14 protein-coding genes and 2 pseudogenes are annotated in these 12,842 nt (G+C 59.5%); 10 read left to right on the top strand and 6 right to left on the bottom strand.

Annotated features, from left to right (window positions below; all coding sequences use genetic code 11):
• Window positions 1–350 precede the first annotated feature (350 nt).
• Window positions 351–923, top strand: a complete 573-nt coding sequence (locus RBB80_RS11055) for a GNAT family N-acetyltransferase (RefSeq protein ID WP_433968224.1) — start codon at window positions 351–353, stop codon at window positions 921–923.
• A gap of 216 nt (window positions 924–1,139) precedes the next feature.
• Complete coding sequence (locus tag RBB80_RS11050) at window positions 1,140–1,268, top strand: hypothetical protein (protein WP_433968223.1); 129 nt, start codon at window positions 1,140–1,142, stop codon at window positions 1,266–1,268.
• Between the two features lie 12 nt (window positions 1,269–1,280).
• On the opposite strand, the gene RBB80_RS11045 is transcribed toward RBB80_RS11050, so the two are convergent.
• Window positions 1,281–2,012, bottom strand: coding sequence for a VWA domain-containing protein (locus tag RBB80_RS11045; protein ID WP_433969616.1), 732 nt, complete (start codon window positions 2,010–2,012; stop codon window positions 1,281–1,283).
• 472 nt (window positions 2,013–2,484) lie between these two features.
• Between RBB80_RS11045 and RBB80_RS11040 the strand changes: the two genes are divergently transcribed.
• From RBB80_RS11040 to RBB80_RS11025, 4 genes are read left to right on the top strand one after another with little or no spacing between them, the layout of a single operon-like run.
• A complete protein-coding gene (locus tag RBB80_RS11040) occupies window positions 2,485–3,885 on the top strand; it encodes a VWA domain-containing protein (protein WP_433968222.1) in 1,401 nt (466 codons plus the stop codon).
• 36 nt (window positions 3,886–3,921) lie between these two features.
• The gene (locus RBB80_RS11035) at window positions 3,922–4,233 is read left to right on the top strand and encodes a hypothetical protein (protein WP_433968221.1); all 312 of its coding nucleotides are present in this window, start codon (window positions 3,922–3,924) and stop codon (window positions 4,231–4,233) included.
• The gene (locus RBB80_RS11030) at window positions 4,212–4,577 is read left to right on the top strand and encodes a hypothetical protein (protein ID WP_433968220.1); all 366 of its coding nucleotides are present in this window, start codon (window positions 4,212–4,214) and stop codon (window positions 4,575–4,577) included. Before RBB80_RS11035 ends, RBB80_RS11030 begins: the two co-directional genes overlap by 22 nt.
• Window positions 4,559–4,810: an EamA family transporter gene (locus tag RBB80_RS11025; RefSeq protein ID WP_433968219.1), complete on the top strand. Its 252-nt coding sequence runs from the start codon at window positions 4,559–4,561 to the stop codon at window positions 4,808–4,810. The genes RBB80_RS11030 and RBB80_RS11025 overlap by 19 nt, the downstream gene beginning before the upstream one ends.
• Window positions 4,811–4,962: 152 nt before the next feature.
• Here RBB80_RS11025 and RBB80_RS11020 read toward each other — a convergent pair whose 3' ends face one another.
• Both RBB80_RS11020 and RBB80_RS11015 read right to left on the bottom strand, forming a co-directional pair.
• Complete coding sequence (locus tag RBB80_RS11020) at window positions 4,963–5,745, bottom strand: PPK2 family polyphosphate kinase (RefSeq protein ID WP_433969614.1); 783 nt, start codon at window positions 5,743–5,745, stop codon at window positions 4,963–4,965.
• A gap of 285 nt (window positions 5,746–6,030) precedes the next feature.
• Window positions 6,031–6,243: a Sec-independent protein translocase subunit TatA/TatB gene (locus RBB80_RS11015; RefSeq protein ID WP_158945869.1), complete on the bottom strand. Its 213-nt coding sequence runs from the start codon at window positions 6,241–6,243 to the stop codon at window positions 6,031–6,033.
• A 163-nt stretch (window positions 6,244–6,406) separates the two neighbouring features.
• On the opposite strand from RBB80_RS11015, the gene RBB80_RS11010 reads away from it, so the two are divergent.
• Both RBB80_RS11010 and RBB80_RS11005 read left to right on the top strand, forming a co-directional pair.
• Window positions 6,407–6,868, top strand: coding sequence for a hypothetical protein (locus tag RBB80_RS11010; RefSeq protein WP_433968218.1), 462 nt, complete (start codon window positions 6,407–6,409; stop codon window positions 6,866–6,868).
• Entirely contained in the window at window positions 6,832–7,218 is a 387-nt protein-coding gene (locus tag RBB80_RS11005; RefSeq protein ID WP_433968217.1) for a hypothetical protein, read from the top strand. Before RBB80_RS11010 ends, RBB80_RS11005 begins: the two co-directional genes overlap by 37 nt.
• A 178-nt stretch (window positions 7,219–7,396) precedes the next feature.
• Here RBB80_RS11005 and RBB80_RS11000 read toward each other — a convergent pair whose 3' ends face one another.
• The 3 genes and pseudogenes from RBB80_RS11000 to RBB80_RS10990 form a co-directional block, all read right to left on the bottom strand.
• On the bottom strand, window positions 7,397–7,600 hold the full coding sequence (locus RBB80_RS11000; RefSeq protein WP_433968216.1) for a hypothetical protein: 204 nt from the start codon (window positions 7,598–7,600) through the stop codon (window positions 7,397–7,399).
• Window positions 7,601–8,200: 600 nt separating this feature from the next.
• Window positions 8,201–9,485 (bottom strand): annotated as a pseudogene (gene glgC / locus RBB80_RS10995) (glucose-1-phosphate adenylyltransferase).
• 221 nt (window positions 9,486–9,706) lie between these two features.
• Window positions 9,707–10,027 carry a hypothetical protein gene (locus RBB80_RS10990; RefSeq protein WP_433968215.1) on the bottom strand — a complete coding sequence of 107 codons (321 nt, stop codon included), beginning with the start codon at window positions 10,025–10,027 and terminating at the stop codon, window positions 9,707–9,709.
• 463 nt (window positions 10,028–10,490) lie between these two features.
• On the opposite strand from RBB80_RS10990, the gene RBB80_RS10985 reads away from it, so the two are divergent.
• Both RBB80_RS10985 and RBB80_RS10980 read left to right on the top strand, forming a co-directional pair.
• Window positions 10,491–11,000: a hypothetical protein gene (locus RBB80_RS10985; RefSeq protein ID WP_433968214.1), complete on the top strand. Its 510-nt coding sequence runs from the start codon at window positions 10,491–10,493 to the stop codon at window positions 10,998–11,000.
• A gap of 157 nt (window positions 11,001–11,157) precedes the next feature.
• Window positions 11,158–12,777: pseudogene (locus RBB80_RS10980) on the top strand (acyl-CoA mutase large subunit family protein).
• Window positions 12,778–12,842 lie beyond the last annotated feature (65 nt).

The raw sequence follows: 12,842 nt of genomic DNA, 5'->3' as shown, positions 1-12,842 counted from the left end.
CTTCGGGGATGACAACAAAAGGACAGGCAACGGCAAAGGCTACGACAACGGCAACCGCAACCGCAGAGTTGCCATTTAGCTTTCGAGATTTTGTCCTGGATCCAGTATAGCGGGTTGAAGATAACTCATGCGCCACGTGGATGTGGTTGCGAATGAGATAGTTGCGAGGTTTTGGGGCTTGACAGGAATTAGGAATAGAAAGGGCTCTGAGAATAAGCAACGCGGGTGCTAGAATTCTGGCCTGCCTATGATTGCCTGAATCGGATGTGCGTGCAGCGGTTATGACTCCGGAGTTGTTGGGCCGGATTGTGCTTACCTGCTCTTCTCACACGTGTTCAGGAGATTCCGTCATGTCGCTTCGATTCGTTGACGATATCGCTACGTCTCGTCTATCGCTCATTTCCGTTACGCCCAAGATGCTGAGGGCGGAACAGGCCGGTGAAGGCCGCCTTGGCGAACTGATTCGGTGTGTTATCCCGACAAACTGGCCCCATGAGAACTGGGAGCCGCATGTCTACGATTTCATGCTGACTCAGCTTAGGGAGCATCCGGATCAGCTTGGCTGGCACCGGTATGTGGGCCTAGTTTCTCCGGATGGGTTTCGTACTTTGATCGGTTCGCTGGGCGCGTTTACCAAGGCGGGTCATTCATCAGAGTGTGAAATTGGATATGGAATGCTGCCGCAGTTTGAAGGCCGAGGCTTTGCCACCGAGGGGGCCAGGGCTCTGATTGAGTATCTTCGTTGCGACGAGCGGATTACTAGTGTGATCGCGCATACGTTTCCTTCGATACCGGCTTCGATTCGGGTGATGGAGAAGTGTGGGATGGTCTTTGATGGAGATGGAGAAGAGGCGGGAACGGTGCGTTATCGGCTGGCTCTGCGGCCTCGGGTGCCAGAGCAACAGCAGATCCCTGCGGGATGACAACAAGGGGACAGGCGACGGCAAATTCAAAGACGACGGCAACGCAGATCCCCTGCGGGACGATACAAAAAGATAGGCAACCGCAAATGCAAAGACGAAATACGGGGATCCTTCGACTGCGTGGCTCACAAGGTACCGTGAGCCACTTCGCTCAGGATGACGGTGGTGGTGAGGGGTAGGGAGAAAGGCGGAGGGCAACCGCAGATCCCTTCGGGGATGACAACAAAAGAACAGGCAACGGCAACAGCAACGACAGGAGCAACGGCAACCGCAGATCCCTTCGGGGATGACAACAAAGGGACAGGCAACGGCAAAGGCTACGACGACGGTTTAGGTGGACTTTGACGAAGGTCGCGGTTAGTCGTCTTTGCCCTGAGAGTCGGCCAGGGCGTAGTAGCCTTTGCGGGCCTGGATCTTTTGACCGGGCTGGCAGGTGATGTTGAGGGTGCGGAAGGTGCCATCGATTTTGGCGTTGGTTGGGGTGAAGCTGGCGAGGTACTGGGTGCGGAGCTCGTCCTGGATCTGGTCGAAGGCTTCCTGAAGCTTTTTGCCGTTGTTGCCTACGTTGATGACGCGGCCGCCGGTGTCGGTGGCAAGCTTCTGCATGTCGCGTTCGCCGGTGTCGGCGAGGTTGATGCCGAAGCCTCCGCCGTAGAAGCCGCGGTCGGAGAGGAGGATGACGTAGACGATGGCGTTGGCCTTCTGGGCTGCTTCGGTTGCGGTCTTCAGGGTCTCCTGTGAGCCCTGGTCGCCTCCGTCGGTGAGGAGGACGAGGATCTTGCGGCCGGCCTCCTGACGGAGCTTGTCGTGCGCGGCGAGGTAGACGGCGTCGAAGAGGAGGGTGCCGCGGGCGCTGCCGTTGCCGGTGACGGAGCCGGTGCCTGCGCCGGTGTTGATCTCGGCGGAGTCGATGGAGCGTTTGATCTCGCGAGGGCTGTTGGTGTAGTCGGAGAGGAGGTTGACGTTGATGTCGAAGGAGATGAGGAAGGCCTCGTCTTTGGGGGTGAGGACGTCTTTGAGGAACTCGGCGCCGGACTGCTGCTCGAGGGGGAGGACGTTGCGCTGGCTGCCGCTGGTGTCGAGGAGGATGCCGATGGTGAGGGGGAGATTTTTTCCTGGGTGAAGTTCTTGGTCTTCTGGGGGGCCTTGTCCTCGAGGATGCTGCAGTCGTCTTTGTGGAGGTTGGTGATGAAGCCGCTCTTGTCGCGGACGGAGAAGTAGACGTTGACGAGGTTGACCTGGACCTTGAGGGTCTGGGTGTCGCCGATGTCGACGGGCTGGGCGGCGGCGTCGCTGGCAGGGGTGGGCCGCCGGGGGATGGTGCCTCCTGCGCGCGGAGGGCGGGGGTGAGACTGAGAGCGAGGGCGACGGCGGCGAGGCAGAGGGAGCGCATACCGTATTAGACGACGAAGTTGGGGGTGAGTCTTAGGAAAATATGAGTTGGGGAGGGAGGCCGCGGCGCAACGTTGGGAGACGGCAGGACGTCCAAGGTGCAGGGCGCGGAGACGTCCTGCGGGATGGGGATGGCGGCGGGGATGTTGCGCTGATAGTCTGGTAGTTCGTGAAGCTTTGGGTTGTGAAGGCCCGGCTGAAGAGTATGGGGGATTTTCGCGTGGTTAGGAACAGTATATTGGCGGGGGCTTTGGCGTGCATGATGGCTGGACAGCCGGCATTGACGCAGGCGCAGCAGGATGCAGCACAACAGCAGCCGATCCCCGATGGGCCAAAACCACAGGCGATTCCCGATGCTCCGAAGCCGCAGGAACTGCCGGTTGGGCCGGTGACGCCGGGGGCGGGGACTACGCCAGAGTCGGCTGGAGACAACTCGGCACCGGCGCAGGATGGCGGAGTGCCGAGCAGACTGCCGGAGAGCGCGGCGCAGAAGCAGGATGATGGGACGCCGCCTGAGATTTCTACGGGTGGGCAGGGGCCAGAGGCGTTTACGCTGCGGGTGCAGACGAACTTTGTGGAAGTGCCGTTTACGGTGAAGGACAATAAACAGCGGCTGGTGCCGGGACTGACATGGCGCGATGTTCGCGTGTATGAGAACAACCTGCGGCAGAAGCTGGATCTGTTTACGGTCGATCCGTTTCCGTTGTCGGTGGCACTGGTGATCGACCAGAGCATGACGTACGACAATATGGCGAAGGTGAACAATTCGCTGTCTGCGTTGCAGGGCGCGTTTACGCCGTATGACGAGGTTTCGGTGTTTACGTATAACAACGGGCCGAAGATGCAGACGGACTTTACAGGGGCGCAGAGTGCGCGTCTGGAGGCAGTGCTGGAGCGGTCGAAGTCGACGGGGCGAGAGCCTATCTACTACGACACGGCGGGGCCGCTGGGGCAGAACATCAATATCAACGGCGGCCAGGATAGCCACACTGATCCGAATACGAACGCTACGCATGGAACGAGCATTCTAGGGATACAGAATGTTCCGCGGGATGTGCATACGCTGAACGATGCGATTCTGGCGGCGGCGACGGCGTTGTCGAAGACCAAGACCGGTCGGCGGCGGATTATCTATGTGATCAGCGACGGGCGCGAGTATGGCAGCACAGCGAAGTTTTCGCAGGTGGTGAAGTACCTGAACACGAACAAGATTGCGGTGTATGGAACGCTGGTGGGTGACTCGTCGCTGCCGGTGATCGGATTTCTGGATCGGATTCACCTGCCGCTGCAGATGCGGGATAACATTTTGCCGGCTTATGCGAATGCAACGGGCGGGAACTTTGATGGAGAGTTCCGGCAGAAGGGCATCGAGACGAGCTTTGCGAAGATTGCGGAGGAGGTGCGGACGCAGTATACGGTCGGCTACTACACGCATGAGCCGTTTATCGATGGCAAGTACCGGACACTTGAGGTTAAGGTGCTTAGGCCGAACCTGACCGTGATCGCGAAGAAGGGCTACTACCCGACGGCGGGCGACACGCGGCCGGCGGGGATTGTGTCGGTGAAGTAGAACGCATGTTCGGCTGCGAGGGCTGATCGGAATTTGATGGGGATGCTGGTGCATGGAAATGCGCTGCTGGCTCTGGCCGCCGCAGTGTTGTGGGGTGGTGGGGACTTTTCGGGCGGCATGGGCGTGAAACGTGCCGGCGGCTCGATGGAATCCGCGCTGCGAGTGATTCTGCTGAGCCACTGCATGAGTTTTAGCGTGCTGATGCTGCTTGCGTGGCTGCGGGGAGATGCGTTTCCGCATGGGGCTGCGCTGGTTTGGGGAGTGGTTGCGGGGGTTACGGCAGGGGTTTCGCTGGCTTGCTTTTATATTGCGTTGTCGCGGGGGCGATGGGAGCTTCGGCCGCGTTGAGCGGGCTGCTGGCGGCGGCAATTCCGGCGGCGTTTTCGGCTGGGTGGGAGGGTTCTCCCGGGATGTTGCAGCTGGCTGGTTTTCTGGTGGCTGGCGTTTCGATCTGGCTGATCGCGGCTGGGGAGAATGCTGAGGCGAAGCCGGCGGACCGGAGTACTTTCTGGCTGGCGGTGATTGGCGGGGTGGGGTTTGGGATCTACTTCACGGCGCTGAAGGTGGCGGCGGCGAAGACGGGCTTGGTCTGGCCGCTGGCTACTTGCAGGATGGGGAGCATCAGCGTTTGTTCGTTGATGCTGGTGGGGATGTCACTGCGTGGGAAAAAGGTATGGGGCAGGCGCAGGTGACGCAACCTGTGGTGATGTGGGCGATAGCTACGGCGCTGCTGGATACTTCGGGGAATCTGCTTTACATTGCGGCGACGCGGGCGGGGCGGCTGGATGTGGCGGCAGTGCTGGCTTCGCTGTATCCGGCTTCGACGATTCTGCTGGCGGCGTGGGCGTTGAGGGAGCGGCCTACGCGGAGGCAAGGGCTGGGGATGGTCGTTGCGGCGGCGGCTGTGGTGATGATTACGCTCTAGGCAGTGGTGCGTTTTGGCGGTAGAAACACACTATGGCACGGACAACCGCAGATCCCTGCGGGGATGACAACAAAAGAACGGGCAAAGGCGACGGCAAGAACAACAACAACGTTAACGGCAACGACGTTGTTGGCGCGGGGGCGGTATAGCGGCTAGAGCTTGATCGTGGAGGCGTCGAGGGTGGGGGCAGGAAATTTCAGCTTGAGGCTTTGGAGAGCGTCGACGAGGATGGCGGAGATGGCGATGTTGCGGTACCACTTGTGGTCGGCAGGGATGACGAACCAAGGGGCGTGTTTGGGGCTGGTGGTGGAGAGGATTCGGTCGTAGGCGTCGGTGTACTGGGGCCAGAACTTGCGTTCGTGGAAGTCGGCCTCGGAGAGCTTCCAGTGCTTTTGCTTGTCGTCGAGGCGGGATTGGAGACGGCGGGTTTGTTCGTCGTGGGAGATGTGGAGGTAGAACTTCAGGATGAGGACGTCGTTATCGACGAGCATGCTCTCGAACTCGTTGATGTCGTCGAGGCGTCGGCGCATGACTTTGTCGCTGATGATCTTGTGGACACGCGGGTAGAGAACGTCTTCGTAGTGGGAGCGATTGAAGATGTTGATCATGCCGCGGGGAGGCACCTGGGCGTGAGCTCGCCAGAGGAAGTCGTGACGGGCTTCGAGGGGCGTGGGGACTTTGAAGGAGGCGACATCGCAGCCTTGAGGATTGATGCCGGAGAAGATGTGGCTGATGGTACCGTCTTTCCCGGCGGTGTCCATGCCTTGCAGGACGATGAGGAGGGCTTTGGTCTGGCTGGCGTAGAAGACGTCCTGCAGGTCTGCGAGCTGGGTGCGGTGCTTGAGCAGGACGGCTGCGGCTGCTTCCTCGGATTTATAGTTGCCGGCGTCTGAGGTTGATTTTTTTGCGAGCCGGACGTGGGCGTTTGGCTTGATGAGATAGGGGATTTAATCTTCATGGATGTAGTTGCCTCGTTTTGTCCTGCCGGACGGGCGCCCTGCGCGGGCAGCGGTCACTTCGTGACTTGTGTACCGGTCTTGGTGGGTAGGATGCATGGGGCCTCCCGTTGGTCGGCATGGGGTCCAGCTTGCGACCAACGGGAGCACCTGGCGGAGCGATCATAAGTCACGAAGTGACCGCCGCCCGCGTAGGGCGCCCGTCCGGCAAGACACGGTGATCGGCTTCTACAGAGGGAGTTGGATCGCGCGGAGGAACTCGAATTACTTGACGGACTCTTCGGGCTTGGGGGTGACGGCGTGAGTGGTCTCGGTCGGCTTGTTGACCTCGTCAGTGACACCCTTCATACCGTCCTTGAAGCCACGTAGACCTTCGCCCAGACCTTTGCCGAGCTCAGGCAGTTTCTTGCCGCCGAAGAGGACAAGGACGACTACGGCGATGACGATGAGATGTGTTGGTGTAAATAGTTCGCCCATACTGTTTCTCCCTGCAGCCTGACGGGTGCGCCGACTGCCACCCACTATTGTCGCACAGGTGCGTGCTATCGATAGGTACGCGGTGAGGGACGAAGCAGATGTTGGCTGAACGTTATATCTTGGTAAGTGTACGAAGGGTAACTGGAAGGAAATGCAGTAGCAGATGCTGGAAGAGACGCGGAGACGGATGTTGCGATTGAAGACGAGTGGTGCATGGAAGTTGACCGGGGCGCGGAGGACGGGACAACGCGCCTTCTTTGGAGTGTTGGCAACGGGTTTACTGATGACGGGCGCGACATTGAGCCGGGCGCAGGCTACTTCGTCCTCGGCGACGCCGCAAGCGACGCAGAACACGGTACCGATCGCAAATACGAAGATCGCTCTGGCAGCGCCGGTGACCTACGACAATAAGTATGAGTTCTATGTCGGGATCAACTTCATGAACTTCCAGGCTGGTCAGTCTCTGCCGAAGCGGATGAATATGGGCGGGGGCGAGTTTCTGGCGACCTACTGGCTGCCGGGGATCACTGGTTCACCAACCACGTTGGAGTTGGCGCGGAGTACCGTGGCGAGGCGGGAACTACGCCTGTGTTTGGCCAGGCGCAGGGACTGCCGTACAACCTGAGCCGTCCGCTGGTTTACATGAATATGGGTCTGCTGGGCGCACAGTACCGCGGACCGAAGAACCAGTACGTTGCGATCAACTATCACGCTTATGGCGGGGTGGCGCATGGGACTTTTGACGATGACCTGAGGCCGGGGCAGCCGGGGCAGCCTACGTTCTCGCAGGTGACTGGGCTTTATACGAACCGGACCAAGCCGATTGCGGCGATCGGTGGAAGCATCGACATCAATCGCTCGAAGAACTGGGCGATCCGGCTTTCGCCGGATTTGATCCTGGAGCACTTTGGGACTGAGACGCGGGAGTTCTTTGCGATCTCCGGTGGTGTGGTTTATCGGATGGGGAAACGGTAAGGACTGTAAAAATTACGGCGCTAGTTCGAATGAGCGCGGAGAAGCGGGTCGCCTGATTGGGCGGCCCATTTTTGTTTGCACACTGCTGGTCCGGAGCGGTGCTGGTCTGGCGATTTCGCCTTTATGCGAAACCCCGCTGCCTACACGCACCAATGTCGCATCCAACCGGCACGGGCTGTCAGTGCTCCAACCGGGAAGACCCAGGGCTGGTGAAAGAGGCGATCGATGCCGCAGTAGAAGATCTGATCTGGAGCTGAAGTTCGTTCCAGTGATCCACGGCCTCAGCTTCGTTGCAGAAATACCCGTAGCCTCTTAGGTACGCCATGCGCTGCTTCGCCTTTGTGTCGTGAGGAAAGGCATTCAGCGCTGGGGCTATCATCATTGCGCTTTATCCTTCGAATCTTCCGATTCCAGATATAAGCCAAGCTGTCAGAAAGTATTGCACGGAAGGTCCACCAGTTTCTCTGCTCTTTCACGTTCTCTCCAGCCCCGATCCTGCTCTTTGGGGAATCGTTCTATGTATCTATATCGTGCAAAAAGCTGGAAAGGTTTATATCGAACGGCTCCCCAATCTTTGCCATGCTTTTCAGGCACGGTTCTTTGTGGCCATTTTCTAAATTGCTCGGGTGCTCAGTGCTAACCCCAGTCTTTTCTGATAGGTCTGCCGCGACATCTCCGACCCGTCTCTTAGCTGTACGATCCGGGTTCCGAATGTTCTCAGAAGGCTCACACCTATGGATGACATTTTGGGCCGCTGCAAAGACATCACTTATACGTGATGAGGGTGCCCGAAGTAATTCCCACAGCCCATTTTGGGACGGTATAGCTCTTGGGGACAACTTGCTCCGAGGAGGTTCCAACACCATTTCGGCCGAGGCAAGTTTCTTTACAAGGTTCTTCGCTCCGCTCAGAAGGGCGGGAGTTTTGCGGGGGCACCACGAGAACCGCGGCGGCGTGAATTTCTTGCTGGGCGTTCTACTGTTTATTCCTGTGTGCCGTTTCCTGGTCTGCCTGGAAGGTCGCGGTTGAGGAACTCCGGGGAGACGGGGTTTTCGTAGACGGAGTAGTCGCGGGTGACGACGGTGAGGCCGCTCTGGGAGACGAAGTAGTTCTTCTTGTCCTCGTTGGGATCGTAGCCGATGACGGTGCCGTCGGGGATGTGGACGTCGCGGTCGATGATGGCATGGCGGATGCGGCAGTGGCGACCGATGTTGACGTGGGAGAAGACGATGGAGGAGTCGACGTCGGCGTAGGAGTTGACGCGGACGTCCTGGGAGACGACGGAGTTGCGGACGACTGCTCCCGAGACGATGGTGCCGGCGGCGACGATGGAGTTGATGGCCATGCCGGTGCGGCCGGGCTCGCCGAAGACGAACTTGGCGGGCGGGTACTGGTAGGGGCGGGTGCGCATGGGCCAGGACTTGTCGTAGAGGTTGAAGGTGGGAGTGACGCCGGCGACGTCCATGTTGGCCTCGTAGTAGGCCTCGAGGGTGCCGACGTCGCGCCAGTAGAGGGCCTTCTGCTTGTTCTCGTCGACGAAGTTGTAGGCTTGCATCTTGACGCGGCCGAGGATGTTGGGCAGGATGTTGTGGCCGAAGTCGTGCTTGGAGTTGGGGTCTTCGGCGTCCTTGATGAGCTCGGGGAGGAGGACGTCGGTGTTGAAGAGGTAGATGCCCATGGAGGCGTCGACCATGTCGGGGTTGAAGGGCGAGCGGAGCTTGGTTTCTTTTGGCTTCTCTTCGAATCCGGTGACCTCGCCGTTGCGGGCGACTTCGACGACACCGAAGGAAGACACCTCTTCCGGCTTGATGGGAAGTGTGGCGATGGTGACGTCGGCGCCTGAGTCGGTGTGCTGCTGCATCATGAGGGCGTAGTTCATCTTGTAGATGTGGTCGCCGGAGAGGATGAGGACGTGTTTCGGCTCTTCGGCGCCGATGGAGTAGATGTTCTGGTAGACGGCGTCGGCGGTGCCCTGGTACCAGGACTTGGAGACGCGCTGCATGGGGGAGGATCTCGATGAACTCGCCGAGCTCGTTGGCTACGACGGTGCCCCAGCCCTCGCGGATGTGGCGGTTGAGCGAAAGGGCCTTGTACTGGGTGAGGATGTAGACGTGGCGGAGGTCGGAGTTGATGCAGTTGGAGAGAGTGATATCGATGATGCGGTACTGGCCGGCGAAGGGGACGGCGGGCTTTGCGCGATCGCGGGTGAGGGGAAAGAGCCGTTCGCCAGCGCCACCAGCGAGTAGAACACCGAGGGTATCTCTCATAATCTTCCGGACTCCGACTTCTGCGTTAGGCGGCTCAGCTTCATAGCACGTCAGTCAGATGCACAAAGCGACCCACGTGTTACAGGGAAACGCGAGTCTACCACGGAGAGATTGACTTTGGAATGTGGGTGGTGCAGCGGAGGCGACGAAGCCCGGTTACGCGAGCCGGGACCTCGTCGCATGAGAGGACTGCGCGGACTTGAGTGGTCAGGCTTCGGCGCTCAGGCTTCGGTGATGTCAGTCGAGCCGGTAGTGTCGGTTGGTTCGTCTTCGGTGAGACTGATGCGCAAGGACTTCAGAAAGGTTACGTCGTTTGAGGTAAACGGCCCGTCGATGCCTTCGTCGGCAGCTTCGGTTGCCTCATCGGCTTCTGCCTCAACCTCGTTGAGACCGATGGTGGCCTCAAGCATGAGGAGGACATCAAAACCCTGTTCGCGGATGTTTTTGACGACGCCTGCTATATCCTCCGACTCCGAGACGGACTCGTGGATTGCTTCGCCAAGTTTCTGTATCAGGTTTTTGACCTTCTGATTCAATGCCACCTCCGGGCTGCCCTATCGTTCGAACCACTCCACGCATCGGGTATTCCCAGCGAAGGTGACCGGCGGGAACGGCATTGCGGGTATGTCGGCGTCACTAGCTTCTGGATTAAGAATACGCCCATGACGGTGGCGGCTGCAACGGCATTTCTTGCTCGAAGTTGACGGGGAAGCTAAGTGGTTTCAACCACAGTGTGATGGTCGGCCCATGCGTCTCCGAGCCGGTGCGCGAGAAGCTCTACGGAGGGGTACGACGACAGCCGAAGACGAAAAAACCAACAGCGGCAGCACAGAATCCGCCGATCATCCAAAGCGTGCTCTTCATTATGGGTAGCTCCTCTCTTGCTCTGATTCCAGTGTTGGGAAAAACGATGCGTCGGGGGAACGAATGTTCGAGAAATCAGCTTGATGCGGGTTGGGCGGGGAATGATTTCTTTGAGACGGGAGGAACGGCTACACTCTGGGTATGGATTCGGTTCGGTTCGGTCGTGCGCTTGGAATTGGAGCTCGGCTGGCGGCTAAGACGCTGGTGACAGCGGTGGATGCTGCGACGGCGCCGAACCCTTCTGGTGCGGGCAAGGCTCCGGGTGCTGGGGCTGCCACGGCGAGCTCTGATCGTAGTAGAGCTGAGGAATCCGGGGCGAGGCTGGGAGAGAAGACCGCGCGGACGACGGCGCAGGTGGTCGAGACAGGCAAGGGGCTGAAGCGCGGCGGGAGGCGGTTTGGCGAGGCGGTCTGGGGGCCGTTCGTGAAGCTGTCGGGCCAGTTGTGGCTGGAGCTGACGGGGGTTTTCTTTGGGATCTTCGCGGCGTTTGCGGCGAGCAGCGCCTGGAAGATGCGTGGAGATCTGCATGAGACGGCGGCGAATCATGACGCGCATGGGCATCTGCTGCTGACGGCGGCGATGGCGGGCGTGTTTGGGTACTTTTGCGTGAGCAGCTTTGTGAAGGCGAACCGCAGGGGCAAGCGGAGCTAAAGCATCTTCGTTGTTGGGGGGTTGATGTGATGCGACAGTGTCACTTCCCAACCTTCGCAAAGAGCGCGAAGGATGGAGCATCCCGGCATCACAGTCTCTTTGAAACTGCCCTGGCTTCAGCAGCACCGAAGTGTGCGGACGGGTACACTTGTTCGGCATGTCTGATGACACGAAAAATAACTTGAAGCAGCCGGAGACGAGCTCGGGAATTCCGGTGGAACTGGTGTACCGGGCTGAGGATCTCGCGGGCTGCGATGCGGCGGCGGCGGTGGGCGAGCCGGGGGAGTATCCGTTTACGCGGGGGATTCAGCCGACGATGTATCGCGGTCGGCTGTGGACGATGCGGCAGTATGCGGGGATGGGAGATGCGGAGGAGTCGAACAAGCGATACAAATTTCTCCTCGACCACGGGACGAAGGGGTTGAGTGTGGCGTTCGATCTGCCGACGCAGATTGGGTATGACTCGGACTCGCCGCTGGCGCTGGGTGAGGTGGGTAAGGTCGGCGTGGCGATTGATTCGATCGAGGATATGCAACGGCTGTTCGATGGGATTGCGCTGGATACGATCTCAACGTCCATGACGATCAATGCGACGGCTTCGATTCTGCTGGCGCTGTATGTTGCGGTGGCGAAGCGGACAGGGGCGAATGTCAAAGGGCTGAGTGGGACGATTCAGAACGATATTTTGAAGGAGTACATTGCGCGCGGGACGTATATCTATCCGGTGACGCATGCGATGCGGTTGGTGACGGACATCTTCGCGTGGGCGGCGGAGGAGGCGCCGGAGTGGAATACGATCTCGATCTCGGGATATCACATGCGCGAGGCTGGATGTACAGCGGTGCAGGAGGTGGCGTTTACGCTGGCTGATGGCATGACGTACGTGCAGGCAGCCATCGATGCCGGACTGGATGTGGATGCGTTCGCGCCGCGGCTGAGTTTTTCTTCAACTCGCATAACAACCTGCTGGAAGAGGTGGCGAAGTTTCGCGCGGCGCGGAGGATGTGGGCGCGGATTATGCGGGAGCACTTCGGCGCGAAGAAGGAACGCAGTTGGATGCTGCGGTTTCACACTCAGACGGCGGGGTCTACGCTGACGGCGCAGCAACCGGAGAATAACGTGGCGCGCACGACGCTGCAGGCGCTGGCGGCGGTGCTGGGGGACGCAAAGCCTGCATACGAATGGGTTCGATGAGGCGTTGTCGCTGCCGACGGAGAATGCGGCGAGGATTGCCCTGAGAACGCAGCAGATTTTGGCGCATGAGAGTGGGGTTGCGCAGACGGTTGATCCGCTGGCGGGCTCGTTTTATGTGGAGTCGCTGACCAATGAGATTGAGCGGCGTGCGGAGGAGTATCTGGCTACGATCGCACGTTTTGATCTGGGCGGTAGGTACGGGATGCTGCGAGCGATCGACCAGGGATATGTGCAGCGGGAGATACAAAATGCGGCTTATGGGTATCAGCAGGCCGTGGATGCTAAGGCGGCGATTGTCGTCGGGGTGAATGAGTTCGCGAGTGAGCAGGAGGTTGCGGTGCCGATACAGAGAATTGACGAGGCGCTGGAGGGCCGGCAGGTGGAGCGGGTTCGCGCGATGCGTCTGCGGCGGGATGCAGGGGTGCATGCGGAGGCTTTGCGGAGGGTGGAGGATGCGGCGCGGGGTGGGAGCAATCTGATGCCGCTGATACTGCACGCGGTGGAGAGCTATGCGACGGTGGGCGAGATTGCCGACGTGTTGCGGAAGGTGTTTGGCGAGTATCGCGAGTCGGTAACGGTTTAGGCGCTACGATGCCGCTTCTGTTCGCGAAACATTTGTAATTGGGCAGCGTCTGATTGATTGCGTAG

The sequence above is a fragment of the Tunturiibacter gelidiferens genome (assembly GCF_051013345.1).
GTDB lineage: Bacteria > Acidobacteriota > Terriglobia > Terriglobales > Acidobacteriaceae > Edaphobacter > Edaphobacter gelidiferens_A.
The sequence above is the reverse complement of the archived record's forward strand: the minus strand, read 5'-3'. Positions and strand labels throughout refer to the sequence as shown.